Source organism: Chryseobacterium sp. AC405b (assembly GCF_979258685.1).
Genome location: NZ_OZ409877.1, coordinates 920741 through 946378 on the forward strand (window position 1 = coordinate 920741; position 25638 = coordinate 946378).

Here is a 25638-nt window from a genome sequence, read left to right on the forward strand (position 1 = left end):
TATTGATTTTTTGTTCATATAGTTTCTCTGCAAACGGATTGTAGCTCGCTTAAAAACTGTTTCAAAAGTAAGAAAAAATTGCGCCAAAACTGATGTTAGAAAAGGGCTAAACACAAATTACGATGATAGATTTAGCAAATAATCTGAAATTAATTTTTAATAGAATTCTTAAACAAAAAAGCATTCCCAAAAGAGAATGCCTGATATTTTTTATATTTCTGAATTTATTTTTCCCAAACTAAAGCACTTGCTCCTAAAATGGCTGCATCAGCTTCGTCTAATTCACTGAAAACCAATCTTACTTTATTCCTGAAAATCGGAAGAAGATTTCTTTCCATGTGAAGTTTGGCTGGTTTGAGGATAAAATCTCCTGCTTTGATGACACCTCCGAATAATAAAATAGCTTCAGGAGATGAGAACATCACGAAATTCGCTAAAGCTTCACCTAATTTCTGACCCGTATATCTGAAAACTTCAATGGCTACAGGGTCGCCTTTTAAAGCGCATTCATGCACGGTTTTAGAATTGATCGCGTCTTCCGGATATTGATTCAGCATAGAATCCGGAAATTCTGCTCTCATTTTCTTTGCTGTGATTGTTATTCCTGTTGCAGATGCATAAGATTCAAGACTTCCCTCAGAACCCGTACTCCAGTGTTTTCTGCCGCCTGGCTTTACAATGGTATGTCCCAATTCTCCGGCAAAACCATCATGACCGTAAATTAAATAACCGCCAGAAACAATTCCGCTTCCTACCCCTGTTCCCAAAGTAATCATGATAAAATCTTTCATACCTCTTGCAGCGCCGTACATCATTTCGCCAAGCGCAGCAGCATTGGCATCGTTGGTCATTTTACAAGGCAGACCGAATTTTTCAGTCATCAGATTCGCAAACTCAATGACTCCTTTCCATGGAAGATTGGGCGCCTGCTCGATCGTACCGCTGTAATAATTGGCATTTGGTGCTCCTACACCAATTCCTTCAATTATATTTCCTACTCCATGCTCATCAATTAATGGCTGGATTTTCTCATGAAGAGCATCAATAAATGCTTCCGGAGTGGCATATTCATCGGTGGAAATTGAGCCTTTGGTTAAAATTTGACCTCTGTGATTAACGAGTCCAAATTTTGTATTTGTACCTCCAATATCGATACCTAATGCAACCTGTTTTGACAAATCTACTACTGACATTTTCTTATTGTATAATTTCGAAGCAATAAATTTATAAAAAAGATTGTATTAATAGTGAGTTAACTAAAATTTTATTAAAAAATAATCAGACCGGTTTTTTAATTTTCTTTCTTCGCCCCCACCAAATCATAAAGCCCGTAACCGGAAGTGAAGCGCAAATAATGCTGACAATGAATGCAATGATTTTTGTAGGTAAACCTAAAATAGATCCTACGTGAACATCATAGTTAGCTGCAACAGCTTTTTCGCCAAGGTCTTTATCTTCATGGTCATGAGTATGCAGGAGCTCACCCGAGTTTTCATCAAAAATAAGGCTGCTGTTTTTGTGATATGAATAAGAAAGATGTTTTACGAAAATAGAAAAATTAGGATGCTCATGATCGTCCATGTGTGGATGTCCTAAATCTACTGAAAAGCCGTAAGAATTTGGATATTTTGTCTGAACTGTATTGATTACTTTATCTAAAGTTGTTTCTGTACGTGCTTCTATAGGAGCTTTTGTAGTGATGTGTGAAAAATCAGGGAAGACGGTATTTCCTCCTGAAAAAACCACATACATCATCGCCTGAATAACAAAAAAGGCATAAAACAAACCGGTTATAGAAAAAATCAGCGCAAAAATAGAACCATAAAAACCAAGAATATTATGAAGATCGTAGTTTTTTCGTTTCCAGCTTTTGATGTTTTTCCACCTGAATGAAAAACGCTGTTTTCTGGCTGCTTTATTTTTGGGCCACCACAAAATAATCCCTGAAATCAACATAATGATAAAGATGATAACCGGAATTCCTACTACGTATTTTCCCCATTCCTGCTTCAGCAAAAAACTCCAGTGGATCATTTTTACGATCTGAAAAAAGCCGTTTTTTTCGTCATAAACTCTCAAAACTTTACCGTCATAAGGATTTACGTAAGCAACTTTAAAAATGGGAAATTCATCAAAGTAATTCCAGGCTTCAGTGTTGTGCTCATACCAATAAAACTGGTAAGACATTTTCTTATCAATAGGAACGTTCACCCAATGGATTTTAAATTTTTCCCTTACCTGAGCATCTACAGATTTTTCTAAAACACGTATTGGAAGAACTTTTTTCTGAGCAATATTTTGTTCGCTGTGATAAATAACATCTTTTCTCGTGTAGTTTTCAATTTCATCTTTAAAGACATACAGTGCACCTGTCACTGAGACGATCAGTATAATCAAACCGATGGATAAACCGAACCAGAGATGCAGTTTACCAGTCCATTTTTTAAACTGACTTGGCTTTTTTTTATGGTGATGTTTTTTTCTCATGAAATACTAAGTTGTGCAAAAGATTTTTAATTCTTATTTAACTTATCTGCCAAACTACTCACGTAGTTTGGCAGATTGTTTTAATTATATCTAATTAAAATTTATAATTTAAACTCAAAGAAAGTGTTCTTAGTCTCTGAGGTGTTACCGTAGACCATCCTGAGAAGTATTTTTTATTAGCGATATTGTCTAACTTTAGTATGATGCTATATCTGTCTTCTGTGTAAGAAAGAGATGAGTTCATTACGATATAGCTAGGAAGGGGAAATGCACCGATATTACCTCTGTTAAGTGTATAAAATCTGCTTGCCAAATTACCTCCAAAGCCTATTCCGAAGTTTCTTAAAGAACCATCCTGTATCTTATATGTCCCCCAAAAGTTAATAAGGTTTTTTGGTCCTGAATCTTCTGTTCTGTTACCCGGATAACCTTCGTCTCCTTTTACAACATTACTGTCATTATAACTATAACCTGCAATGATATTCATTCCTGGGATTGGGCTACCCAAAACACTAACCTCAAAACCTTTGCTGTCAACTTCTCCGTTTTGAGAAACATTAAGTCCATTACCCATTACTTTATTTTTCACGTTAATGCTGTAATAACTCGCTGTAATTGCAAACTTGTCTCCTGCTAAATTCGCTTTCGTACCAACTTCCCATTGATTGGCATGTTCAGGATCAAAATAACGAAGTTCGCTGCTTAGAACATTTCCAAGGTTATCTGTAACCTGTATTGTTGAAGGGTCAACATTTCTAAATCCGTTCATATAATTTGCAAAAATTGAAACTTTATCCAGAATTGGCTGATAAACCAGACCTAATTTTGGTGAAAATGTAGTTTGTCCTTTTGCATCATCAGTGGCATAAGCACTTGCTCTACCCGTAAAATGATCTACTCTAAGACTTAACATTGCAGATAAGTTTGGTAAAATATTGACAACGTCAGAAACGTAAGCACTATAAATTTTTGCTTCAGCATGACCTATTGTCTGCCCAGCTCCTCTTAATTCATAATCTACAGCAGATTTTGTTAATAAATCAGATTTTGTATCTGTTTGATCAACAATATTTACCACTCCATAGCCAATCCAACCGGTTCCGCCTTGAATAAAATCTCTTTGGAAATAATCTAAACCTACCAGTAATTTGTTTTTAATGCTTCCAAAATTAAAATTACCAACAAAATTTTGCTGAATTCCTGTCGTGTTGGTTTCACCTCCCACGTCAGCTATGAATCTAGTAAAATCTTTTCCATTTGATTGATCATACAAATAATGATAGTAACCGTCTGTTTTGGAATTGCTTGTAGAAAAAATCGTCTTAGATGTCCAGTTATCAGAAATTTTATAGTTAGCAGATGCTTGAAGATTAAATGTTGAGTTTTTAATCGTTAAATCATCGCTAGTATATGAATTTTTATAATTATTCTTAAAAACGTCGATTGAATTATAGGTAAGTGGAAGATTTCTATTTAAGAAAATCATCGGTGCGTTTGCAGACTCGCTGGTTTTGATTTCTGTATTTACATAAAATGTAAGCTTGTCATTGGCAATAAACTTAATGGAGGGAGCTACATAGAAAGATTCGCTAAAACCTGCATCCTGAAAAGTATTCTGTTTTTGGTAAGCGGCATTTACCCTTGCAAATAAGTTTTTACTTAGCGGAGCATTAACATCTGCCGTTACTCTGTTTAAACCATAAGTTCCGTTGATATAATTTACTTCACCACCAAAATATTGATAAGGCTTTTTCGTGATTACATTAATAAGACCTCCGTAAGAAATTACACTTCCACCGTATAATGTTCCGGATGGTCCTTTGATAGCTTCAATGGTTTCAATTCCTGCAGGATCTAATGTTCCGTTGCTTAATGCGGGCATTCCGTTTATCAAACTTGGCTGCAGAGAAAAACCTCTCATCGTATAATATTCGCCTCCGTCATTTCCTCTTCCAGTAGATTCCCATAATCTGGCAATACCGGTAACATTTTTCAATGCATCATTGAAATTGGTGACAACTTGCTCTTTGATTACATTCTTATTGACTGTATTATAAACCTGTGGGTTTTCAATTTCTTTCAGAGGCATTTTGTTTACAGACTCTCTATCTCGAGTAATATATCCTTGTACAATAACTTCGTCAATGTTACTAGATTTAATAGTATCTTTTTCCTGTGCAAACGATAACATTGATCCTAAAACCGATGCGCAAACCAATAGCTTTTTCATGAAAGAATTATTTTTTTGCAAATATATTGTTTTTAATTATTCTAAATAAAACAATCTTGTGATTTTTGTCATATTTTTAATGAATATAAATTTTTCATAAAAAAACCCTGCTCCAGAATCTGAAGCAGGGTTTTAAACTTTTAAATTGTATTATGCAGGAATTTCTCCTCTGTATAAGAATGAAATAATTTCTTTATTCATTTTGTCAACCATTTCGCTGAACAAGTGGAATGATTCCTGTTTGTAAATGACCAATGGGTCTTTCTGCTCATAAACGGCTCCCTGAGAAGATTTTCTCAAGTCATCCATTTCACGAAGGTGAAGTTTCCAGTTTTCATCGATGATTGATAAAGTAATGTTCTTTTCAAAATCATTAATTAAACTGTCACATTTTGAATCAAAAGCTTCTTTTAAATCTGTAACAATCGTTAATGTCTTAACGCCGTCTGAGAAAGGAACCTGAATCATTTTGAACATTGATCCCTGATTTTGATACACATTCTCAATAATAGGGAATGATTTTTCTTTCAGAAGATTCAACTTCATATCATAATCAGCCTGAGCAGCTTTGAAAAGAAGGTCTGTCAGTTCAGGAATTTGTTTTGATTTAAAATCATTTTCAGAAACCGGAGATTCCATAGTGAAGTTTTTAATCACTTCAAATTCAAAATCTTTAAAGTTTCCGGTTGCTTTTCCTTTAGCCACAATAGAGTTTGAAACATCAAAAATCATGTTGGTGATATCGTACTTCAAGTGATCTCCGAACAATGCATTCTTTCTTCTCTTGTAAATTACGTCACGCTGTTTATTCATTACATCATCGTACTCAAGAAGTCTCTTTCTTGTTCCGAAGTTGTTTTCTTCCACTTTTTTCTGAGCTCTTTCGATAGATTTAGAAATCATAGAATGCTGAATCACTTCACCATCTTTATGACCCATTCTGTCCATCATTTTAGCAATTCTTTCAGAACCGAATAAACGCATCAAGTTATCTTCCAAAGAAACATAGAACTGAGAACTTCCGGGATCTCCCTGACGTCCTGCTCTACCTCTCAACTGTCTGTCAACACGTCTGGAATCATGCCTTTCTGTACCGATAATAGCTAAACCACCAGATTCTTTTACCTCTTTAGAAAGCTTAATATCGGTACCACGACCTGCCATGTTGGTTGCAATTGTCACAACTCCCGGCTGTCCTGCTCCGGCAACAATCTCCGCTTCTTTTTTGTGAAGCTTCGCATTCAATACCTGGTGTTGAATTTTTCTCAACTGAAGCGCTTTTGAAAGCAACTGCGAAATTTCAACAGAAGTTGTACCTACTAGTACAGGTCTTCCCGCTGATGTTAAATTTTCAATTTCTTCAATTACTGCATTGTATTTTTCTCTGTTGGTCTTGAAAACCAAATCCTGTTTGTCGTTTCTCTGAATCGGACGGTTGGTAGGAATGACCACAACGTCTAATTTATAAATCTGCCAAAGTTCTCCCGCTTCTGTTTCTGCTGTACCTGTCATCCCCGCAAGTTTGTTGTACATACGGAAATAGTTCTGAAGAGTCACCGTTGCAAAAGTCTGAGTAGCTGCTTCGATTTTTACGCTTTCTTTAGCTTCAATCGCCTGGTGAAGACCGTCTGAATAACGTCTCCCTTCCATGATACGACCAGTCTGCTCATCAACGATTTTCACTTCACCGTCAATAACAACATATTCATCATCTTTTTCAAATAATGTATACGCTTTCAACAACTGGCTCATTGTGTGAACACGCTCAGATTTTTCAGCAAATTCGGAGAATAATTTTTCTTTAGCTTCAAACTCTTCTTCTTTAGATAAATTTTTAGCTTCAACCTCAGCGATTTCGGTTCCGATATCCGGAAGAACGAAGAAGTTATTATCTTCATTTCCTTGAGACATGTACTCAACACCTTTGTCGGTCAAATCAACCTGATTGTTTTTCTCTTCGATAACGAAGTACAAATCTTTATCTACAATCGGCATATCACGGTTGTTATCTGCCATGTATTGAGCTTCGGTTTTCTGAAGTAATGCTCTGTTTCCGCTTTCGGATAAAAATTTGATTAGCTGTCTGTTTTTCGGTAAACCTCTGTAAGCCTGAAGTAATTTGAATCCTCCTTCTTTAGTGTTTCCTGCTGCAATTAATTTTTTAGCTTCATTGAAGATTGCAGAAACTGTTTTTTTCTGAACCTCAACAATTCTGTCAATAGAAGGTTTCAGAACATCAAATTCCTGTCTGTCTCCCTGAGGAACCGGACTGGAAATAATCAATGGTGTTCTTGCGTCATCTACCAAAACAGAGTCAACCTCATCCACAATAGCAAAGTTGAGTTCTCTCTGTACCAGTTCTGAAGGCGAAGCCACCATGTTGTCTCTCAGGTAATCAAAACCAAATTCGTTATTGGTACCGTAAGTAATATCTGAATTGTATGCTTTCCTTCTTCCGTCTGAGTTGGGTTGGTGATTATCAATACAATCGATAGACATCCCATGGAATTGATACAATGGTCCCATCCACGCAGAGTCACGTTTCGCCAAATAATCATTCACCGTTACAACGTGTACCCCTCTTTCCGGAAGTGCGTTTAAATAAATAGGAAGTGTACCTACCAATGTTTTACCCTCACCTGTTGCCATTTCGGCAATTTTACCGCTGTGAAGGATTACACCACCAATGAACTGAGTATCGTAATGTACCATATCCCATAAGATAGGAGTTCCGGCTGCATTCCATGAGTTTTTCCAAACTGCTTCGTTCCCCTGAATTTCAACGAAATCTTTAGTAGCCGCAAGTTCTTTGTCCCAGTCAGTGGCTGTCACACGGATCTCTCCGTTCTGAGCCCATCGTCTGGAAGTTTCTTTGATTAATGCAAAAGCTTCGGGAAGAACCTGTAGAAGAACTTTTTCTTCGATCTCGTAAGATTCTTTTTTCAAAGTTTCTATCTTAGAGAAAAGAGCTTCTTTTTCATCAACATTTTTTGAGTTTTTGATCTGCTCTTTGATTTCTTCTATCTGAGTTGTAATTTTATTGGTCGCTTCTTTAATTTTAGATTTAAATTCAGCAGTTTTTTCTCTTAGACCATCATCAGACAATTCTCCAATGGCTGGTTCTACAGATTTAATTTTTGTTACAACTTTTTTTACTTCTTTCAGGTCTTGCGCTTTTTTGTCTCCCAAAAACCCTTTAAGAACTTTATTTAAAAAACTCATAGAATTTGTTTTAAGCTCAAAACCTCAGGCTTTAAGCGTATTAAAATTACACCGGTTGGTGTATATTATTTATTGAAAAAGCTTTAAGCATATTGCCTAAAGCCTGATGCTTTTGTTAATATTCGTCTTCGTTCCAAAGATAATCTTCGTCCGTAGGATAGTCACTCCAGATTTCATCGATTGCGTCGTATACTTCACCTTCGTCTTCAATTGCCTGAAGGTTTTCTACAACTTCCATCGGTGCACCAGTTCTTATTGCGTAGTCGATAAGTTCTGCCTTTGTCATCGGCCAAGGTGCGTCGCTTAGGTATGAAGCTAATTCTAATGTCCAGTACATAATTTATTATTTTTTGCAAAAGTATAAAAATAGGTTATATTATAAACTTTTTTTATGACTTGATTTTCAATTCTTTTATTAAATTTCGTCTATGTTTACCCCAAATGCTGTAATCAGCGTGATTGAAGTAGATTGATGTCATTTTCTCAAAAACCATTCCACAAATATTTTTATGCCATTTTGGAAGTTTGTCGTTGGTTTGTAGCCAATTAAATTTCGGGCTTTTGTGATGTCAGCATTGGTTTTCTGAACATCTCCCTGCTGTATTGGCAGTAATTTTTTTACGGCAATTTTGTCAAGATTTTGTTCTATGGTTGACAGCATTTCAGATAAAATGATGACTTCATTTTCTCCCAAATTAATAATTTCATATACTTTTGAATTGTTTTCCAAATAATTAATTGATTTTACAATTCCATCTATAATATCATCAATGTAGGTGTAATCTCTTGCTGTATTTCCGTCACCGTAGAAGGGAATTTCTTTGTTTTCTGAAATGAGTTTTGTGAATTTATGTATCGCCAGATCAGGTCTTTGCCTCGGTCCGTACACTGTAAAAAACCTCAACTGAATCATATCAATATGATAAAGACTATGATAAACATGACCTAAAATTTCACCACATTTTTTTGTTGCTGCATAGGGCGAAATGGGCTGATCTACATAATCTGCTTCAGAAAAAGGTATCTTTTCATTATTTCCGTATACACTTGATGATGAAGCGCAAACGAATTTTTTAATCCCGAATTGATTGCATAATTCCCAAAGATTCATCGTTCCCCTCACATTGACTTCCTCGTATTCTAAAGGTCTTTCGATGGATGGTCGCACTCCTGCAAGTGCTGCCAAATGAATAATGAGATCAATATGATGGCTGTTAAAGATTTCTTCTAAACCCTTTTTATCTCTGATATCCTGATAATATAAAGTGTAATGTTTTGATTTTGAAATAGAAACTAAATGTTCAATATCATTCTGTTTCTCAGAAAATTTAAAATCAATGTTTTTTTCAAGAGAATCTAAAGTATTTTTAATTTTCACCTGATAATCATAGAAATCATCAAAGTTGTCAATGTTTATGACAGAATGTCCTTGTTTTAATAATTCTTCCACCAAATGAGAACCAATAAATCCGCTTCCACCCGTAACGAGATACGTCATGCTTATGTTTTTAGATGACAAATTTATTAATAATAGTTGAAAACTGATTTCATACTTTTGTTTTAAAATAAATGAATGATTAATTTCCAGAAACTATTTGTTTTACCCAGAGAGGAAGATGAGCAATTTACATTTAACGAAATAGAGGAAGGAATTTATTTTCGAGGGCACAATCTATGGCTTTTGGTGATTTCTATGGGAATTGCATGTGTGGGTTTGAATATCAACAGTTCAGCTGCTGTCATTGGCGCAATGTTGATATCGCCTTTGATGGGGCCCATCGTTGGTGCTGCTTTCGGGTTTTCTACAGGCAACAGACACCTTATACGATTAGGCGTAATCAATTGGATTCTGATGATTGTTGTAGCATTGGGTTCGTCAACGCTTTATTTTTTCATTTCTCCCTTTCACTCCGAAACAGCGCAACTTGAAAGTTTTAAATCAGCGACAATTTTTGACTGCTTTCTGGCAATTTTAGGCGGTTTCGCATGGTTTCTGGGAATTGTAAGAAAAGAAGCTATTAAAGTAATAGCAGGCGTTGCGGTTTCCACGGCTTGTATTCCTCCGCTTTGTACGGCAGGTTTTGGAATTGCAAACGGAAATTGGGACTATTTTTGGGGTGGCTTTTATTTTTATCTTATCAATTGTTTTTTCATTGGTGTGGGAACCTGGATTCTCAGCATCATCTTAGGATACCAGAAATATTATATTGAGAAAAACAAAATTAAAAACCGTAAAATCTCTTTATTCATCAGTTTAATCTCTGCAGTTATTTTAATCCCAAGCATTTTGCTTACCAAGAAAAAATGGGAAAAAGAAAAACTGAGAGAACGATCTGAAAAGTATATCAACAATATAAAAGTCAATCATCCCGAACTGGCCATTATCAATTATGAAACATTTGAAGATAAAGAAAAAGATTTTCTGAAAATCACATTACTTAATGACAGTATGACGATCAGTAAGGAAAGATTAAATGAACATGATACTCTCGTGAAAGATATTCATCTGATCTGGAAATACGCTCCAAGGCAACAGAATGTACAGACTCCTGAGATAAAAAATCTTCAGGCACAGATTTCGGTTTTAAAGAACGAAATAGATCAAATAAAATCTCAAAAGAATAATAAATGATCTTAAAATTTTATATTTACTAAAAGTTTTCAATTATGCAGTTTCAAGGGCAAGTTTTAAAAATGACGAGTTTCAATGACCAACCCATTCAATATTATTTAAACCTTTCAGGAGATTTAATACACATGAATGAATTATTGGGAAAAGAACTGAGCATAAAACATACAGGTTATCAATGTGTAAACTGCGGATTAAACAAAACAATTTATCGAATGGGATTTTGCAAAAGCTGTTTTTTTGAAAGTCCCTATGCAAGCGACACCATCATCCGTCCGGAACTTTCTACAGCACATTTAGGAATTGGTGAGCGTGACCTTGATGTAGAGAAGCAGATCCAATTGCAACCGCATACTGTATACCTGGCTTATACCGGCGATGTGAAAGTGGGCGTGACAAGAAATACACAGATTCCGACAAGATGGATTGACCAAGGCGCAACATTTGCTCTACCAATTGCCAGAACCGAAAACCGCTACGAAGCCGGAATGATTGAAGTTGCCCTAAAAGAGCATCTTGCAGATAAAACCAACTGGAGAAAAATGCTTCAGGACGATTTTGAAGATGACGTTGATTTGGCAGATTTTCAACAGAAAATAAAAGAATATTTTCCTGATGATTTCCAAAAGTTTTATTCTGAAGGAGAAAATATGTGGAAGTTTGATTATCCTTATTCAAAACCAGAAAAAGTAAATTCATTTACTCTTGATAAAAATCCTGAATTTACAGGAAAGCTTACAGGAATTAAGGGTCAGTATTTAGCTTTTGAAGGTGGAAATTTTATGAATGTGAGAGGGCATGAAGGATATGTGATTGAGTTGGAAGTCAGGAAATAAATTTAAAATTAAACAATGAAAAAACCTTGGGTTAAAAAGCTTCTGATAGGTCTTGGAATTTTGTTCGGGCTTATTCTGATTGCCAACTTAGCGATCAATATCTGGCTGAAAACCCAGCTTCCTGATTATATTAAAAAAAATACCGATTATAAGGTTTCTTACAAATCTTTGAATGTTGATCTGGCAACAGGCAATATCCAGGCATATGGTATTACCGTTAATAATAAAAATCCGCAGAACATCAATGTTATTGGGCTTCAGGGGACTATTGACACCTTAAAAATAAGCCGTTTCGGGATTTATGATGCCATTTTTAATAAGGTGATTGCTTCAAATGATCTGCTTTTAGCCCATCCTAATCTCAATATAATTTTAGCCAAGCCGATTAATAAAAAAACAGGAAAGAAGCCCAATCCTGTTAGTTTTGAAAACATCAGAATCAATAAAGGCACCATCAATATTTTTAAGCATACTAAGCAAAGATTCTTAGGGGTTACCGATTTGGATCTGTATGTGGAAAATCTTCAAATGACAGAGAAATCTGTGGAAGATCAGCTTCCGGTAGTTTTTGATCAGTACAGCATCAAAGGAAAAGATTTTTTCTATCAACCCGACAAGGTATATACCGTGAAAATCAACAGAATAACAACCAAAAACGGTCAGATGTCGGTGGAGGATTTCCAGTTAACGCCGTTGGTCGATTTTGAGCTGTTTAAAAAATTATATCCGAAAAAACCTCAATTATACCAGTTTAAAATTCAGAAGATGGATTTTAAAGACGTTGTTCTTAAGAAAAATAAGATATCACTTGCCAATGCAACTTTCCAAAATCCTGATATTTTAGTGTATACTACCAATGCAATTCCTGACAAGCTGAAAAAACCCTTTAATTTTGAGTTGAATCTGGATGATATTAAGCTGAATAATGCCACCATTCAGGTTAATAAACCGGATGGGAAGAAGCTTTTATCCGCCAGACAAGTCAATTTAAATATTGATCACTTTGAATTCGACAAAGAAATCTCCAAGGAAATCATTCCGGTGAAATACAAAGATTTCAGTTTTTCCGGAAAAGATATTCAATATTATAACCATCAGGATATTCATATTGGAAGTATGGCTATAAGTCCGAAAAAAGGGAACATACAAAATGTGTCAATAGTTCCTAACGGCTCTGTTTCAGATAAAACGACAATGAATCTTACGGCGCAACAGATTGGTTTTAATATCAATACATGGGAAATTGTAGATAAAAAACTGAATCTTGATGTAAAAGATGTTCTGGTAAATGAGGTTAATGGAACAATAACAGCAGGATCGATTAAAAAACCAAATAAGAAAGCAGATTTCAACGGAATTCAGTTTCCTGTTCTTGTAAGAAATGTTACGCTTAAAAATTCAAATATTACATATGATAAAGATAATCAGCCTTTATCTTTTAATGATCTTAATGCTACGATAAAAAACATTGAACTAACTAAAAACCAAAAGAATGGTGGATTAGCTGTTGGCATAAAAGATTACCAACTGACGACAAAGAATTTTGCGTACAAAACCAAGTTTTATCACATGACCGGCCGAATGTTGGCATTCGATAAAAATAAAATCAGGATTGATCATTTTGCGATGAAGCCTTTTGTTTCCAGAGCGCAGTTTATTAAAATGATTCCGGTTGAAAGCGATTTGTATGATCTGAAAGCCACACAGATAACAGCCGGCGGAAATTGGGATCTGTTTTCAGAGAATAAATTTATCCATGCAACCAATATGACAATTTTATCTGCCAACGCCAATATTTTCAGAAGTAAACTTCCGGCAGATGACCCGAAAGAAAAGCCCTTATATTCAAGACTATTAAGATCGATTAAAATTCCGATGTTTGTAGATCAGCTTCAACTAAAAAATTCGGTTTTAGAATATGAGGAAGATACCCCAAAAAGTAGTGGACCTGGGAAACTGACCTTTACAAATTTCAACATGAATGTAAAAAACCTGAATTCTGCTAAGATGAAAGGAAAACCTACGCAGGTTGATATAAAAATCGATTGTACCTTCATGAAAACTTCATCGCTTTCTGTCAATTGGGGATTTAATACCGCAGATCAAAATGACCGTTTTACGATTGCAGGAAAGCTGAGCAATATTCCGGCTGTCGCCCTGAATTCTTTTGTGGTGCCTTATTTAAGTGTTTCGGCAACAGGAACAATTCAGGAGATGTTGTTTAATTTTAAAGGAAATCCTAAAGGTATCGGTGGAACTTTTAATATTAAACATCAAGACCTGAAAGTTTCAATTTTAGATAAAGACAGCAAAGAAAAAAAAGGGGTTCTAAGTGCAGTGGTGAATATTTTTGTTAAGTCAGATTCAGGAAAATTTCCGGAGTCGGTGGTCGTAGAAAATGTTGAAAGAGATCCTACCAAATCTTTCTTTAACCTATTTTGGAAAGGAATCGAAAACGGATTAAAGAAAACCCTGATCGGAATAGATATTGACACAACTAAAAAGGCCGTTGAAAATACGAAGAATACCGTAAAAGATGTGAAAAACACTGTAAAAGATGTGAAAAATTCTTTACAGGAAGCAGAAAAAGACATTTCTAAAGCGGTCTCTCCCGATGAAAAAAAGGAGAAAAAAGGTTTTCTTAAAAAAGTATTTCAGAAAAAAGAAAAACCCAAAACTGAGTAGCTTTAGGTTTGTTTATAATATATTTTAATTAATATTCGTCACTTTCATTAATCGGTATATCCCGTAAAAAAGCATCAAATTCTTGGCCCGGATAATTGCTTTCGGCACCATACGAATCGATGATAATTCCTTTGTTTCCTTCATGATCTTCCAGAAGGTACAATACCGCATTGTCATCTGGATTACTTGGTCCTTCAAAACGGTAAGTTTTCAAAATCGCCAGTTCATTGGGCTGATAAACTCTGTCTGAATCTTCATACTTCATCTCACAAGATTCATTCATCCTGAATTCTCTGTGAATTCCTCTTTTCCGCAATGTTTCCATAACCTGGCTCAGTGTCGTCATTTGGTCGATATTTCCTAAATTATCCATAATAATATTTTTTTAAGTAAGTACAATTATTAAACCATAATGAGATCTGTAATATTATAAGGAAGAGGAGTATAGTGTACGATAGATTAACAAAAATTATCATTTCCCCAATAAAAAAAGGTATACTATTTGCTTCATCAAATTACAAAATTGTACTAGATATGAAAAAAGAAGTAGGAGTTTTACTGGCAGGAGGAGTTGGTCTTTTGGCGGTGCTTGGCTTTTTAGGAGTAAAAAAGATACTGAGTAAAAAAAATCAGAAATATTCCGACTATTATTCTGATCATCACAGACATTTCGATAAAAACTTGAATGACGATGATCATGGTATTGAATATTATGCATTCAAATAAAAGGTAGTAAGAGATATAATTTTTAAAAACCGGCATCCAAATTTTTGGTTGTCGGTTTTTTTTGTGGAAAACTTCTGTGTTAAAATTTATTATTTTCAGAACAAAGGTCTATAACTTTACATCATTATGCAGAACGAAAACATCATAAAAGGACAAGGTGCTCAGCGAAATGTAATCAACCGTTTCGACAGATTTACCTTTGAACCTGAAGATGAAGATTTCGAAACTTTAAAAACATCCTTCACCGAAGTTTTCCCCAAAAGTATTGTAAATCAGGTAAAAAGCGAAGATTTGCCGATGCAGTATTCTATGAATCCTTACCAGGGTTGTGAGCATGGCTGTTCCTATTGTTTTGCCAGACCGACGCACGAATATTGGGGATACAGTGCAGGAATTGACTTTGAAAGAAAAATCATGGTTAAGAAAAACGCTCCGGAATTACTGGAGAAATTTTTCAGAAAAAGAGGCTATAAACCAGAACCCATTTTACTCTCCGGAAATACCGACTGTTATCAACCCGCAGAAAGACAATTTGAGATTACCCGACAACTTTTACAAGTCTGTCTTGATTACAGACACCCTGTCAATGTTTTGACAAAAAATGCTTTGGTGCTTCGTGATTTGGATATTTTAAAATCACTTGCAGAACAGAATTTGGTTTCTGTTTCATTAAGCATCCCGACCATCAACGAAGATCTGAGAAGAAAAATGGAACCCAGAACAAGCACTTCAAAAAACAAACTGAAAGCAGTGGAAGTTCTTTCTGAAAATAAAATTCCGGTCAATGTAATGGTTGCACCCATTATTCCTGGATTAAACAGTGACGAACCTTTGGCTATTTTAAAAGCTATTTCAGATGCCGGAGCAGGAAGTTTCGGATATACTTTGGTAAGATTAAACGACACCGTAGAACCTGTTTTTATAAAATGGATTGAAAATGCTTTTCCCGACAGGGCTCAAAAAGTTTTAAACCTTATTCGATCAATGCGTGGAGGAAAACTAGGCGATAAAAGAATTTTTGAAAGACAGAAAGGCGAAGGAAATATTGCAGAAATGATTCACAATACTTTTAAAATTGGCAGAAAGAAATATTTTGAAGGAAAAGAGTTTCCGAAACTTTCTACGGATGGCTTTACCGGAACAAGAGAACAACAGCTGAAGTTGTTTTAAATAAAAAAACCGCTCCAATACAGGAACGGTTCATTTCATTTTTGATAATTTCTTTACATAGAATCATCAGGACATTTAAAATCATCACTGCAGGTTGCACAAACCACAACGCCATTGCAATAATACATACAGAAATCTGGTTCTGGAGATGTTTTGATTCCGCCTGCTCCGGCAATTGATTTTAACTGCTCTTTGTTAAGTTTTTTTAAATTTTTCATAACGTTTTGTTTTAAAATTTGATGGTTTAGTAAAGATAATTAAAAAATCAATAGAATCCTTTTTTTTAAAATTTGTTTTAAGTTTTTTTTGATTTAATGTATTACGTTTGAGTAAGAATGCTGTTTCATTTTGTAGCATCTCAATGATCGACTATAAATCTCTTCAAAGAGAAAGCCGTAAACATTGTGGTATACAGGAAATGTTCATAATAAAATTTGAAATATAATAAGATTATTTATTATCTTCATACGATTAATCACACACCAAATCAATCCATGAATTTCGATAAACTCATAGACTACTTTAAACTCGATAAGCAGGAATTCTATTTTCAGTTTAATTCTCATCCCAATTATCCCTCGGCATTGGCTTTTAGTGATACTCTAAATTTTCTGGGGTTAAAAAATGATGCTTATGAATTGGATAAAGAGTATTGGAACGAATTGCCGGAAGAATATATGGCATTGGTTGACAATTCGTTTTCTCTGGTAAAAAAGAAAGGAAATGATTTCACCATCTATTCCGATAAAATAAAAACCCTCAGTAAGGAAGAACTTTACAAAAACTCAGGAGATTTCGTGCTTCTTTTTGAGAAAACTGAAAATGTAAAAACAACATCGTTTTTCAATTTTAAGCCATTCATTTATTTAGTTTTCGGGATTATTCTTCTCTATTCGTTTCTGCAGTTTACGTGGTATGAAAGTATTTTCAATGTTTTATCGCTGGTCGGAGTTTATATTTCATTAGAACTTTTCAATCAAAAGTTTGGTCAGGAATCTGCTGTCGTCAGTAATATTTGTGGCGGAGCTTCAAATAATGCTTCGCAGAGCTCATGTTCCAAGATTTTTTCTTCCGATACGACTGATGTTTTGGGATTAAAGATTTCAGATTTCAGCTTACTGTATTTTTTGGGAATTACATGGATGGGACTTCTTTTTCCACAGGCTCAATGTATTTTGCGAATTACTGCCATGATTTCAATTCTTGTGATTCTTTACTCTTTCTACGTTCAGTTTTTCATAGAAAAATCACTCTGCAGAGTTTGTCTTGTAATAATTTTCATTCTGCTTGCTCAAATCATAATCAGCTCCATTTACTTTAGTTGGGAAGCAACTTTACCGGTTGTCTTTATTGCGGTTCTCTTATTTATTTCACTGTTTTTGACACTTGTTTTTGTAAATAATCTGATGAATCAGAAAGAGGAACTCAAAAAATCTAATGCAAAAAATCTCAGGTTTAAAAGAAATTATGACTTGTTCAAAAGAGAACTTTTAGATAAAGAAAAAATCGAGTTTACCGATACTCAGACATTTTTCTTGGGAAATAAAGATGCAAAACTTCATATTTCTGTTGTTTCTAATCCTTATTGCGGATTTTGTAAAAACGCTCACAAGATTGTAGAAGATTTATTGCTGCAGTATCCTGACGAAATTTCTGTGCAGATGAGGTTTAATTATTCACAAGAAAGAGCTGATGAAAAGTATACCCAGCTTATTTCGGATTTTTTAAACATTTATAAAAATAAATCACAAAAAGAATTTTTACAGTCTGTGGATACTTGGTTTAAAAATAAAGATGAAAGTGAAATTAGGAGAAAAAGCGATGCAGGAAATCTTGAAGATCTTACCAATATTATCCGCATGACTGCAGAAAACAGTGCTGCAGGAATTACTTTCACACCTGTTTTTATTATTAATGGTTACCTGTTTCCAGATCAATATGACCGTGAAGATATTCATTATTTTATCAGTGAACTGATTGAAGATGAAGATTTTCCGACATAATTATTTCATTTAATTTAAATTGTTTAATTTTATTTTAATAAAAAGCGACATCCGAAAAGCTTAAAAAGAGTAGGAAAACACCAAATTCAATTTTATGAAAAATTTAAAGAAAATCAACCGAAAGGAAATGAAAACGATTCAGGGCGGTCTTACCTGCAAAGGCGGACAACTTTGCCTGATCGACGGAAAATGGAAGTGCACCGCTTACGACGGATGCGGAGGCGGAAATCAGCCTTAAATTGAATCATCAAATCAAATCAAATTAACCAAATTATTTTATTATGAAAAATTTAAAAAAAATCTCAAGAAATCAGATGAAAGACATTAACGGCGGAGCTGCAGGTTGCTCTCAGGCGTGCTGTCCTCCTCCGGGAATAAAAAGATGCCCCAATATTATTTGTATTGTACCATGTCCCGTAGAATCTTAAAAAAGTAATCTTATGAAAAATCTGAAAAAGTTAGCAAGAAACGAAATGAAGGATATTTTGGGAGCCGGGCCAATCGTCATCGGATGTTCGAAAGAATGTTGTCCTACAGATGGCAAACCAAGATGCCCGAAAATTTACTGTCCGGCTGTTGTTTGTCCGCAGTATGTGTAAATCCTTAAAATTTAGCAATTGAGATGTTTAATAAATCTCATAATCCTATTACTGGATTTAGTTGTTGTTAATTAATAAAATAAAGTTTTTAAAATTTTATTTTCAGAATAATTGAAAAATACTTTCATTTAAAAAATATACAGAAATTATTGTCTGGATTTTGTTTGTCTGTAGTAAAATAAAGATTATTCACAAAGAATTAATAATGATATAAAATCCTAAATAATTTAGAAAGATTGGGGCTGTTTATTCAGCCTCTTTCTTATTATCAATTTTGAATTTAAATTTTGGCAAAAAAATTTCCTTTTTACCTTCAGCCCGATTCCAAAGACTGCGGTCCCACATGCTTAAGAATTGTCAGCAAACATTACGGAAAAAGTATTTCGTTACAGCAGATTCGTAACCTTTCCGAAACGACAAGAGAAGGAAGCAGTTTGCTTGGGTTGAGCGATGCTGCTGAAGATTTGGGCTTCCGTTCTTTGGGGGTACAGATCGACTTTAATACGCTGGCCGAAGAAGTACCATTTCCATGTATTGTACATTGGAACAAAAATCATTTTGTCGTTGTTTATAAAATCGATAAAAAAAATATGGTTTATGTTTCGGATCCGAGCTATGGTTTAATTACCTACACACGGAAAGAATTTATCAAAAGATGGATCGGAGAAAATGCCAACGAAAATACAGAAGAAGGAATTGTACTGATTCTTGAAACTACACCGGCATTTTTTCAGACTGAGTTTGATGATCACGAAAGTAAAGCCAGTTTTTCTTTTCTGTCAAAATATCTGCTTAAATATAAATCGTTGATCGTTCAGTTGGCGGTAGGCTTATTAGCAGGAAGTTTATTATCTCTTATTTTACCTTTCCTTACTCAAAGTATTGTCGATGTGGGGATTCAGAATCAGGATTTGAATTTCATTTATCTGGTTTTATTGGCCCAGATCATGCTTTTTCTCGGCAGAATGGGAATTGAAGTCATCCGAAGCTGGATTTTGCTTCACCTTTCCACCAGGATCAACATTTCTATCATTTCAGATTTCTTTATCAAATTAATGAAACTTCCGATCAGTTTCTTTGATACAAGAATGACGGGAGATATTATGCAGAGAATCAATGACCATCACAGAATTGAACAGCTTTTAACCAATTCATCGCTCAATACCCTGTTCTCATTGGTTAACTTAATCATTTTCAGTATTGTTTTACTGTTCTATGATTACAGATTATTCGTTGTTTATCTGGTCGGTTCTATATTATATATTGCATGGATCACTTTTTTTCTTGGAAAAAGAAAAGAACTCGATTACAAAAGATTTTCGCAGGTTTCTCAGGAACAGAGCAAAGTGATTGAGCTGATTAACGGGATGCAGGAAATCAAAATGTTTAACGCCGAAAAACAAAAACGCTGGGATTGGGAGTTTCTGCAGGTAAAATTGTTTAAACTGAGAATAAAATCGCTTTCATTAGAACAATGGCAGTCTGTCGGTGGAAATTTCATCAATCAGATGAAAGATATTTTGGTAAGTTTTCTTTCTGCAAAATTGGTTTTGGAAGGTAACCTCACGCTGGGAATGATGCTTTCTGTTCAATACATTATTGGTCAATTAAACAGTCCTTTATTACAACTCATTGATTTTATCAAGCAAACCCAAGATGCTAAAATTTCTTTAGAAAGATTAGGCGAAATTCACGATAAGGAAGATGAAGAAAACAAAGATGAGCAATATGCTACCGAAGTTCCTGAAAAAGACATTGAAATCAACAATATGTCCTTTAGATATATTGGTTCGGATGTTCCTGTTTTTGAAAATTTAAGTTTAAATATTCCTTACCAAAAAACAACGGCAATCGTCGGAGCAAGCGGGAGCGGTAAAACGACGCTTTTAAAATTATTAATGAAATTTTATGAACCCAATGAGGGTGAAATAAAAATAGGAAATACTCAGATGAAAAACATTTCACCAAGATTCTGGAGAGATCAGTGCGGTGTTGTGATGCAGGAAGGATATGTTTTTAATGATACAATCGCCAATAACATTGCAGTAGGTGAAGATTATGTAGATAAAACAAAATTGAGAAAAGCAGTCGAAATTGCCAATATTAAAGAGTTTATTGAAGGGTTACCACTAAGCTACAACACAAAAATCGGAAATGAAGGTTTGGGTGTAAGTGGCGGACAAAAACAAAGGTTGTTCATCGCAAGAGCAGTTTACAAATCACCTGAATATATTTTCTTTGATGAAGCAACAAGTGCTTTGGATGCGAATAACGAAAAAGTAATCATGGAAAATCTGGAGCAGTTTTTTGAAGGCAAAACAGCCATTGTAATTGCTCACAGATTATCAACCGTAAAACATGCCGATAAAATTATCGTTTTAGATAAAGGAAAGGTTGTTGAAGAAGGAAATCATGCAGAATTGGTTGCTTTAAAAGGTGAATATTACAGGCTTGTTAAAAATCAACTAGAATTAGGCAATTAAATTTAAATATATAATTCATCTATGTCAGAATTAATTCCTAAATTTAAAAGACTTTAAAAGCGTAATCCGAAAAGCTATATGAGTAGGAAAAATTAAAAACAAATTATTTATTATGAAAAATTTAAAAAAAATGATGAGAAACGAAATGAAAACTGTGAAGGGAGGAAATCCAACACGAATTGTTTGTCAACAACACATGACTCAATTCGTAGAACCGCTTCCTGAAGATTATTGTAGCCATGAAGAAAATGCTAGTACTCTTGCATGCGAATGTAAAAGACTTTATGGTTTTTAATTTTAAAGATTAATCTTATCATAATTCAATTAAAAGTATCAAAGCTTAAGTAGTTTAATTTATAGCATTAGACAACCGCTAAATCCTCATTTGAGGATTTAGTTTATTTATGAAAGACATTTTAGACAATATAGAACTTCGCTCAGAAAGCGTGCAGGATATCCTAACAGAACCGCCACATTGGATGTTCCGCTGGGGAAATACGATCATATTAATCATATTATTGCTTATTCTCGGGATGAGTTACATCATCAAATACCCGGAATTTGTTCCGGCTCCTGTTATGGTGACTTCACAAAATCCGCCCGAAAAAATTGAAGCCAGAAGCAGCTCAAAAATCGAAAAAATATTTATAAAAGATCATCAGAAAGTTAAAAAAGGAGATGTGCTGTTGGTTTTGCAGTCTACGGCAAATTATCAGGATGTTTTAAAATTTAAAAAAATCGTAGATTCTATCGCTTCAGATCAATTGCTTTCTTTTCCTGTGAATGAAGTTTCGCATTATAAACTGGGCGAATTACAGGGAGATTACAACAGTTTTGCGAAAGCTTTTCAGGACGAAAATTTATTTACAAGATTACAACCTTATGCTCCTGAGAATCTGGCTGCCAATCAAAGTATTTCAGAATCAAAAAACAGAATAGCGACATTAAGACAACAAAGAAATCTCGAAGCGGCAAAAACTGAACTTACACGCAAAAATTACCAGAGATTTCAGGAATTATTCAAGCAGGGAGTAATTGCAGCAGTAGAATTGGAAGGTGAAAAACTAAAATATCTTCAGGCTCAGCAAAATTTAGAAAACATCAGCATTTCTCTTTCGCAGATGCAGGAAAGCATTTCGAATCTCAATAAAACCAAAAGCGGAACGGCGATCAATACAGAAAAAGATAAGATTACCTATTCATCCCAAACTTTGCAGTTATTCGAGCAGTTAAGAAAATCTTTAAAACAATGGGAACAAAACTACCTGATCATTTCTTCTACTGACGGAATGGCAAGTTTCCAGCAGTTTTATGGTGAAAATCAGTTTGTAAAAGCAGGCGATCCTATACTATCCGTTTTACCGGATCATACGGAGCAGTTGGTAGGAAGAATGTCTGTACCGACCGTTAATTCCGGAAAAATTATTACGGGTCAAAAAGTCTTAATCAAATTAGATAACTACCGTTTTCAGGAATACGGAATCATTGAAGGAAAAGTGCAGAATATTTCGCTTATTCCCGATGATAAAGGAAATTATTATGTTGATGTTGTGCTTCCGAAAGGCTTACAAACCTCGTATAACAAAACCCTGAAATTCGATAAAGAACTTAGAGGAAATGCTGAAATTGTCACTCAGGACCTACGATTGATCGAAAGGTTCTTCTATCAGATCAGGAAGCTTTTGGGTTATCAATCATAATTTCAACACAACAAGAACTACGAAAAAAAAAATCTGTGTCAATCTGTGTGATTTGTGGGACTATATTTTGCCCGCAGATTTCACAGATTGACACAGATGATTTTGCTAAAAACTGAAATAAAGGTTCGGTTTCAAAATTATTTTTTGATTAATCCCAATTCAATTAAGCGTTCGTATAAAAATTCTCCTGCCGTTGTATCTTCATACAGTTTAGGATGATTTTCATCTACGCAATTTTCAAGAGCATTGAGCGGCATTTCGCTTACTGGATGCATAAAGAAAGGAATAGAATATCTTGAAGTTCCCCACAATTCTCTCGGCGGATTAACCACCCTGTGAATGGTAGATTTCAACCTATTGTTGGTATGTCTAGAAAGCATATCTCCAACGTTAATCATCAATTCATCTGGTTCTGCAATCGCATCAATCCATTCTCCTTTATGGTTTTGAACCTGAAGTCCTTTTCCTTGTGAGCCCATCAAAAGGGTAATCAGATTGATGTCTCCGTGAGCTGCTGCCCTTACCGCATCATCCGGCTCTTGTGTAATGGGTGGATAATGAATGGGTCTTAAGATAGAATTTCCTTCAGCAATTTTATCATCAAAATAAAACTCATCTAACCCAAGATACAATGCTAAAGCTCTCAAAACATATTTCCCGGTTTTCTCAAGCATCTGGTAAGCTTCCTTCCCTACTTCATTAAACTTTGGAAGTTCGTCTACGATCACATTGTCAGGATATTGGCTCTTGTATTTTGAGTCATCCGAAACGTATTGTCCGAAATGCCAAAATTCTTTCAGATCGCCTTTTTTGAATCCTTTTGCCGTTTCTTTTCCGAAACCTACATAGCCTCTCTGTCCACCAATTCCGGGGATCTCGTACTTTTGTTTGGTTTCTGTGGGAAGTTCAAAGAAGTTTTTCACTTCTCCATAAAGATCACCTACGAGTTGGTCATCCAGGAAATGTCCTTTTAAGGCGACAAAACCAATTTCTTCGTAAGCTTTTCCGATTTCATTTACAAATTTCTGTTTGCGTTCCGGGTCACCCGAAAGGAAATCACGCAGGTCTACACTAGGTATTTTATCCATTTTAGAAATTTTACGTGCTGCTAAAATACAGATTTTTTAAATTAAATGATTTCAGAATTAATTATTTATAAACTAAATTTGCTCTATGAAAAAATATTCTTCCAAGAGAAGTATTCAGGTACTTGCTCATCTTTTTCAGCAATACGGAATTTTAGACGTTGTCATATCTCCGGGATCCAGAAATGCTCCTTTGGCGATTCATTTTTCGGAATTGGATGACTTCAACTGTTTCAGTATCGTTGATGAAAGAAGTGCAGCCTTTACAGCTCTTGGGATGGCAATAAGTGAGAAAAAACCTGTTGCAATCACTTGCACAAGCGGTTCTGCAGCGGCAAATTATTATCCTGCCGTGACAGAAGCTTTTTATTCAAATATTCCGCTTTTGATTTTAACTGCAGACCGACCAACAGATTACGTTGACCTTTTTGACGGACAAACCATCCGACAGAGGAATATTTTTCATCAGCATTCTTACGGAGATTTTGAATTGTTGGAAGACAGTAAAGATAATGCGGAAGACATTAATTTAGAAATAATTAAAAAGGCGATCGAGCTTTGTTTTGAAAAACAAGGACCGGTTCATATCAATATTCCTCTAGAAGAACCCTTATATGATCTGGTTTCTGAGTTGCCTACTTTTCCTGTGGTGGAAAAAACAATTAAAAAGAAAGAATACGATATTCCTTCAAACTTAATAGCTGACTGGAATACTTCACAAAGAATTATGATTCTGGTAGGAACCAGAGATTACAGTCCGGAATTGGAGAATCAGCTAACACAATTGGTTAAAAATCATTCGGTTGTCGTTTTAAGTGAAGCAAATTCAAATGTATATCACGAGAAATTTTTCAGGCACATTGACCGTTATATTTTCGGGTTTACAGAAGAGGATTTTAAAACATACGCTCCGGATTTATTGATTACGATCGGACAAAACGTTGTTTCTAAAAAAGTAAAACAGTTCCTTAGAAACGCACATCCTAAAGAGCATTGGCATTTGGATGAGGTTTGGCAACCTGATACTTATTTTTCTCTGACCCAGAAAATAGAGATTAAACCTGAAATTTTCTTTTCTAAATTATTAAATTTCGTCGGATTAGAACCTAAACCTTATTATAACTTATGGGATGTATTAAGAGATAAAAAAGATAAAAAACATATCGGCTTTTTAAATTTAGTAGAATTCTCAGATTTCTATTTCTTCAATAAAGCTTCGGAAAGTATCCCTGAAAATTATAATATTCATTTTAGTAACTCTTCATCGATTCGTTATGCACAGTTGTTTGATTTCGGTAAAAGAAAAATCTATTGCAACCGGGGAACCAGCGGAATTGACGGCTCAACCTCAACAGCAATGGGTTTTGCAATCAAAAATGCAAACCCTACCCTATTGATTACCGGTGATTTAAGCTTTTTCTACGATATTAATGGTCTTTGGAATCAATATATTCCGCCGTTTACAAGAATCATCATTTTCAATAACGGAGAAGGGAATATTTTTAAAATAATTCCGGGACCGGGAAACGCAAACTCAAATGCAGTTGACGAATTCATAGCGACAAAACATCATAAAAATGCTGAATTTTTGGCGAAACACTTCGGCTTTTCTTATGTAAAAGTGGACGATGACGGAACTTTAGATCGGGTTTTTGATAATTTTTTCAAACCAGATGTACAGCCTAAAATAATGGAAGTCAACACTCAAGGTAAAAATAATGCCGATATCCAGAAAGCTTATTTTAACTTCTTAAAAGAAAGCTAAAAATTGTAATTAAAATTT

22 protein-coding genes are annotated in these 25638 nt (G+C 34.8%); 13 read left to right on the forward strand and 9 right to left on the reverse strand.

Annotation, left to right across the window (positions count from 1 at the left end; genetic code table 11):
• Nucleotides 1-224: 224 nt before the first annotated feature.
• The 6 genes from ACZZZA_RS04415 to ACZZZA_RS04440 form a co-directional block, all read right to left on the reverse strand.
• Nucleotides 225-1193: an ROK family protein gene (locus ACZZZA_RS04415; protein WP_463429990.1), complete on the reverse strand. Its 969-nt coding sequence runs from the start codon at nucleotides 1191-1193 to the stop codon at nucleotides 225-227.
• A gap of 85 nt (nucleotides 1194-1278) precedes the next feature.
• Nucleotides 1279-2487 carry a PepSY-associated TM helix domain-containing protein gene (locus tag ACZZZA_RS04420; RefSeq protein ID WP_463429991.1) on the reverse strand — a complete coding sequence of 403 codons (1209 nt, stop codon included), beginning with the start codon at nucleotides 2485-2487 and terminating at the stop codon, nucleotides 1279-1281.
• Between the two features lie 94 nt (nucleotides 2488-2581).
• Complete coding sequence (locus ACZZZA_RS04425) at nucleotides 2582-4717, reverse strand: TonB-dependent siderophore receptor (RefSeq protein ID WP_463429992.1); 2136 nt, start codon at nucleotides 4715-4717, stop codon at nucleotides 2582-2584.
• 150 nt (nucleotides 4718-4867) lie between these two features.
• Nucleotides 4868-7939 carry a preprotein translocase subunit SecA gene (secA, locus tag ACZZZA_RS04430; protein ID WP_463429993.1) on the reverse strand — a complete coding sequence of 1024 codons (3072 nt, stop codon included), beginning with the start codon at nucleotides 7937-7939 and terminating at the stop codon, nucleotides 4868-4870.
• A gap of 115 nt (nucleotides 7940-8054) precedes the next feature.
• Entirely contained in the window at nucleotides 8055-8276 is a 222-nt protein-coding gene (locus tag ACZZZA_RS04435; RefSeq protein WP_034709134.1) for a DUF2795 domain-containing protein, read from the reverse strand.
• Nucleotides 8277-8414: 138 nt separating this feature from the next.
• Nucleotides 8415-9437, reverse strand: a complete 1023-nt coding sequence (locus tag ACZZZA_RS04440; RefSeq protein ID WP_463429994.1) for a GDP-mannose 4,6-dehydratase — start codon at nucleotides 9435-9437, stop codon at nucleotides 8415-8417.
• Between the two features lie 75 nt (nucleotides 9438-9512).
• On the opposite strand from ACZZZA_RS04440, the gene ACZZZA_RS04445 reads away from it, so the two are divergent.
• The 3 genes from ACZZZA_RS04445 to ACZZZA_RS04455 are packed head-to-tail and all read left to right on the forward strand — an operon-like array spanning nucleotide 9513 to nucleotide 14089.
• The gene (locus tag ACZZZA_RS04445) at nucleotides 9513-10571 is read left to right on the forward strand and encodes a DUF389 domain-containing protein (protein WP_463429995.1); all 1059 of its coding nucleotides are present in this window, start codon (nucleotides 9513-9515) and stop codon (nucleotides 10569-10571) included.
• A gap of 35 nt (nucleotides 10572-10606) precedes the next feature.
• The gene (locus ACZZZA_RS04450; RefSeq protein ID WP_463429996.1) at nucleotides 10607-11404 is read left to right on the forward strand and encodes a DUF2797 domain-containing protein; all 798 of its coding nucleotides are present in this window, start codon (nucleotides 10607-10609) and stop codon (nucleotides 11402-11404) included.
• A 15-nt stretch (nucleotides 11405-11419) separates the two neighbouring features.
• Nucleotides 11420-14089: a hypothetical protein gene (locus tag ACZZZA_RS04455; protein ID WP_463429997.1), complete on the forward strand. Its 2670-nt coding sequence runs from the start codon at nucleotides 11420-11422 to the stop codon at nucleotides 14087-14089.
• A gap of 28 nt (nucleotides 14090-14117) precedes the next feature.
• On the opposite strand, the gene ACZZZA_RS04460 is transcribed toward ACZZZA_RS04455, so the two are convergent.
• A complete protein-coding gene (locus ACZZZA_RS04460; protein ID WP_463429998.1) occupies nucleotides 14118-14462 on the reverse strand; it encodes a hypothetical protein in 345 nt (114 codons plus the stop codon).
• A 161-nt stretch (nucleotides 14463-14623) separates the two neighbouring features.
• On the opposite strand from ACZZZA_RS04460, the gene ACZZZA_RS04465 reads away from it, so the two are divergent.
• Together ACZZZA_RS04465 and ACZZZA_RS04470 are read left to right on the forward strand one after the other, a co-directional pair.
• On the forward strand, nucleotides 14624-14815 hold the full coding sequence (locus tag ACZZZA_RS04465; RefSeq protein WP_463429999.1) for a hypothetical protein: 192 nt from the start codon (nucleotides 14624-14626) through the stop codon (nucleotides 14813-14815).
• Nucleotides 14816-14941: 126 nt separating this feature from the next.
• Entirely contained in the window at nucleotides 14942-15985 is a 1044-nt protein-coding gene (locus ACZZZA_RS04470; protein WP_463430000.1) for a PA0069 family radical SAM protein, read from the forward strand.
• A 53-nt stretch (nucleotides 15986-16038) separates the two neighbouring features.
• On the opposite strand, the gene ACZZZA_RS04475 is transcribed toward ACZZZA_RS04470, so the two are convergent.
• Entirely contained in the window at nucleotides 16039-16203 is a 165-nt protein-coding gene (locus ACZZZA_RS04475; protein ID WP_463430001.1) for a bacteriocin-like protein, read from the reverse strand.
• 276 nt (nucleotides 16204-16479) lie between these two features.
• On the opposite strand from ACZZZA_RS04475, the gene ACZZZA_RS04480 reads away from it, so the two are divergent.
• The 7 genes from ACZZZA_RS04480 to ACZZZA_RS04510 all read left to right on the forward strand — a co-directional run bounded on the left by ACZZZA_RS04480 (nucleotide 16480) and on the right by ACZZZA_RS04510 (nucleotide 22770).
• Nucleotides 16480-17988: a vitamin K epoxide reductase family protein gene (locus ACZZZA_RS04480; RefSeq protein ID WP_463430002.1), complete on the forward strand. Its 1509-nt coding sequence runs from the start codon at nucleotides 16480-16482 to the stop codon at nucleotides 17986-17988.
• Between the two features lie 94 nt (nucleotides 17989-18082).
• Nucleotides 18083-18226 carry a bacteriocin-like protein gene (locus tag ACZZZA_RS04485; RefSeq protein ID WP_463430003.1) on the forward strand — a complete coding sequence of 48 codons (144 nt, stop codon included), beginning with the start codon at nucleotides 18083-18085 and terminating at the stop codon, nucleotides 18224-18226.
• 43 nt (nucleotides 18227-18269) lie between these two features.
• On the forward strand, nucleotides 18270-18416 hold the full coding sequence (locus ACZZZA_RS04490; RefSeq protein ID WP_463430004.1) for a bacteriocin-like protein: 147 nt from the start codon (nucleotides 18270-18272) through the stop codon (nucleotides 18414-18416).
• A 12-nt stretch (nucleotides 18417-18428) separates the two neighbouring features.
• Entirely contained in the window at nucleotides 18429-18587 is a 159-nt protein-coding gene (locus ACZZZA_RS04495; protein WP_463430005.1) for a bacteriocin-like protein, read from the forward strand.
• 287 nt (nucleotides 18588-18874) lie between these two features.
• Nucleotides 18875-21070, forward strand: a complete 2196-nt coding sequence (locus ACZZZA_RS04500) for a peptidase domain-containing ABC transporter (RefSeq protein WP_463430006.1) — start codon at nucleotides 18875-18877, stop codon at nucleotides 21068-21070.
• Between the two features lie 112 nt (nucleotides 21071-21182).
• Nucleotides 21183-21365: a bacteriocin-like protein gene (locus tag ACZZZA_RS04505; protein WP_463430007.1), complete on the forward strand. Its 183-nt coding sequence runs from the start codon at nucleotides 21183-21185 to the stop codon at nucleotides 21363-21365.
• Between the two features lie 109 nt (nucleotides 21366-21474).
• Nucleotides 21475-22770, forward strand: a complete 1296-nt coding sequence (locus tag ACZZZA_RS04510; protein WP_463430008.1) for an HlyD family secretion protein — start codon at nucleotides 21475-21477, stop codon at nucleotides 22768-22770.
• 137 nt (nucleotides 22771-22907) lie between these two features.
• On the opposite strand, the gene ACZZZA_RS04515 is transcribed toward ACZZZA_RS04510, so the two are convergent.
• Nucleotides 22908-23858, reverse strand: coding sequence for an isopenicillin N synthase family dioxygenase (locus tag ACZZZA_RS04515; protein WP_463430009.1), 951 nt, complete (start codon nucleotides 23856-23858; stop codon nucleotides 22908-22910).
• A gap of 85 nt (nucleotides 23859-23943) precedes the next feature.
• Here ACZZZA_RS04515 and menD point away from each other — a divergent pair, with 85 nt between their 5' ends.
• On the forward strand, nucleotides 23944-25620 hold the full coding sequence (gene menD / locus ACZZZA_RS04520) for a 2-succinyl-5-enolpyruvyl-6-hydroxy-3-cyclohexene-1-carboxylic-acid synthase (protein ID WP_463430010.1): 1677 nt from the start codon (nucleotides 23944-23946) through the stop codon (nucleotides 25618-25620).
• The last annotated feature ends 18 nt before the right edge of the window (nucleotides 25621-25638 follow it).

What these genes read in the sequence shown, in the direction of transcription:
- ACZZZA_RS04415 (WP_463429990.1), bottom strand. Translation starts at nt 1,193, where the DNA reads ATGTCAGTAGTAGATTTGTCAAAACAGGTTGCATTAGGTATCGATATT.
- ACZZZA_RS04420 (WP_463429991.1), bottom strand. Translation starts at nt 2,487, where the DNA reads ATGAGAAAAAAACATCACCATAAAAAAAAGCCAAGTCAGTTTAAAAAA.
- ACZZZA_RS04425 (WP_463429992.1), bottom strand. Translation starts at nt 4,717, where the DNA reads ATGAAAAAGCTATTGGTTTGCGCATCGGTTTTAGGATCAATGTTATCG.
- secA (WP_463429993.1), bottom strand. Translation starts at nt 7,939, where the DNA reads ATGAGTTTTTTAAATAAAGTTCTTAAAGGGTTTTTGGGAGACAAAAAA.
- ACZZZA_RS04435 (WP_034709134.1), bottom strand. Translation starts at nt 8,276, where the DNA reads ATGTACTGGACATTAGAATTAGCTTCATACCTAAGCGACGCACCTTGG.
- ACZZZA_RS04440 (WP_463429994.1), bottom strand. Translation starts at nt 9,437, where the DNA reads ATGACGTATCTCGTTACGGGTGGAAGCGGATTTATTGGTTCTCATTTG.
- ACZZZA_RS04445 (WP_463429995.1), top strand. Translation starts at nt 9,513, where the DNA reads ATGATTAATTTCCAGAAACTATTTGTTTTACCCAGAGAGGAAGATGAG.
- ACZZZA_RS04450 (WP_463429996.1), top strand. Translation starts at nt 10,607, where the DNA reads ATGCAGTTTCAAGGGCAAGTTTTAAAAATGACGAGTTTCAATGACCAA.
- ACZZZA_RS04455 (WP_463429997.1), top strand. Translation starts at nt 11,420, where the DNA reads ATGAAAAAACCTTGGGTTAAAAAGCTTCTGATAGGTCTTGGAATTTTG.
- ACZZZA_RS04460 (WP_463429998.1), bottom strand. Translation starts at nt 14,462, where the DNA reads ATGGATAATTTAGGAAATATCGACCAAATGACGACACTGAGCCAGGTT.
- ACZZZA_RS04465 (WP_463429999.1), top strand. Translation starts at nt 14,624, where the DNA reads ATGAAAAAAGAAGTAGGAGTTTTACTGGCAGGAGGAGTTGGTCTTTTG.
- ACZZZA_RS04470 (WP_463430000.1), top strand. Translation starts at nt 14,942, where the DNA reads ATGCAGAACGAAAACATCATAAAAGGACAAGGTGCTCAGCGAAATGTA.
- ACZZZA_RS04475 (WP_463430001.1), bottom strand. Translation starts at nt 16,203, where the DNA reads ATGAAAAATTTAAAAAAACTTAACAAAGAGCAGTTAAAATCAATTGCC.
- ACZZZA_RS04480 (WP_463430002.1), top strand. Translation starts at nt 16,480, where the DNA reads ATGAATTTCGATAAACTCATAGACTACTTTAAACTCGATAAGCAGGAA.
- ACZZZA_RS04485 (WP_463430003.1), top strand. Translation starts at nt 18,083, where the DNA reads ATGAAAAATTTAAAGAAAATCAACCGAAAGGAAATGAAAACGATTCAG.
- ACZZZA_RS04490 (WP_463430004.1), top strand. Translation starts at nt 18,270, where the DNA reads ATGAAAAATTTAAAAAAAATCTCAAGAAATCAGATGAAAGACATTAAC.
- ACZZZA_RS04495 (WP_463430005.1), top strand. Translation starts at nt 18,429, where the DNA reads ATGAAAAATCTGAAAAAGTTAGCAAGAAACGAAATGAAGGATATTTTG.
- ACZZZA_RS04505 (WP_463430007.1), top strand. Translation starts at nt 21,183, where the DNA reads ATGAAAAATTTAAAAAAAATGATGAGAAACGAAATGAAAACTGTGAAG.
- ACZZZA_RS04510 (WP_463430008.1), top strand. Translation starts at nt 21,475, where the DNA reads ATGAAAGACATTTTAGACAATATAGAACTTCGCTCAGAAAGCGTGCAG.
- ACZZZA_RS04515 (WP_463430009.1), bottom strand. Translation starts at nt 23,858, where the DNA reads ATGGATAAAATACCTAGTGTAGACCTGCGTGATTTCCTTTCGGGTGAC.
- menD (WP_463430010.1), top strand. Translation starts at nt 23,944, where the DNA reads ATGAAAAAATATTCTTCCAAGAGAAGTATTCAGGTACTTGCTCATCTT.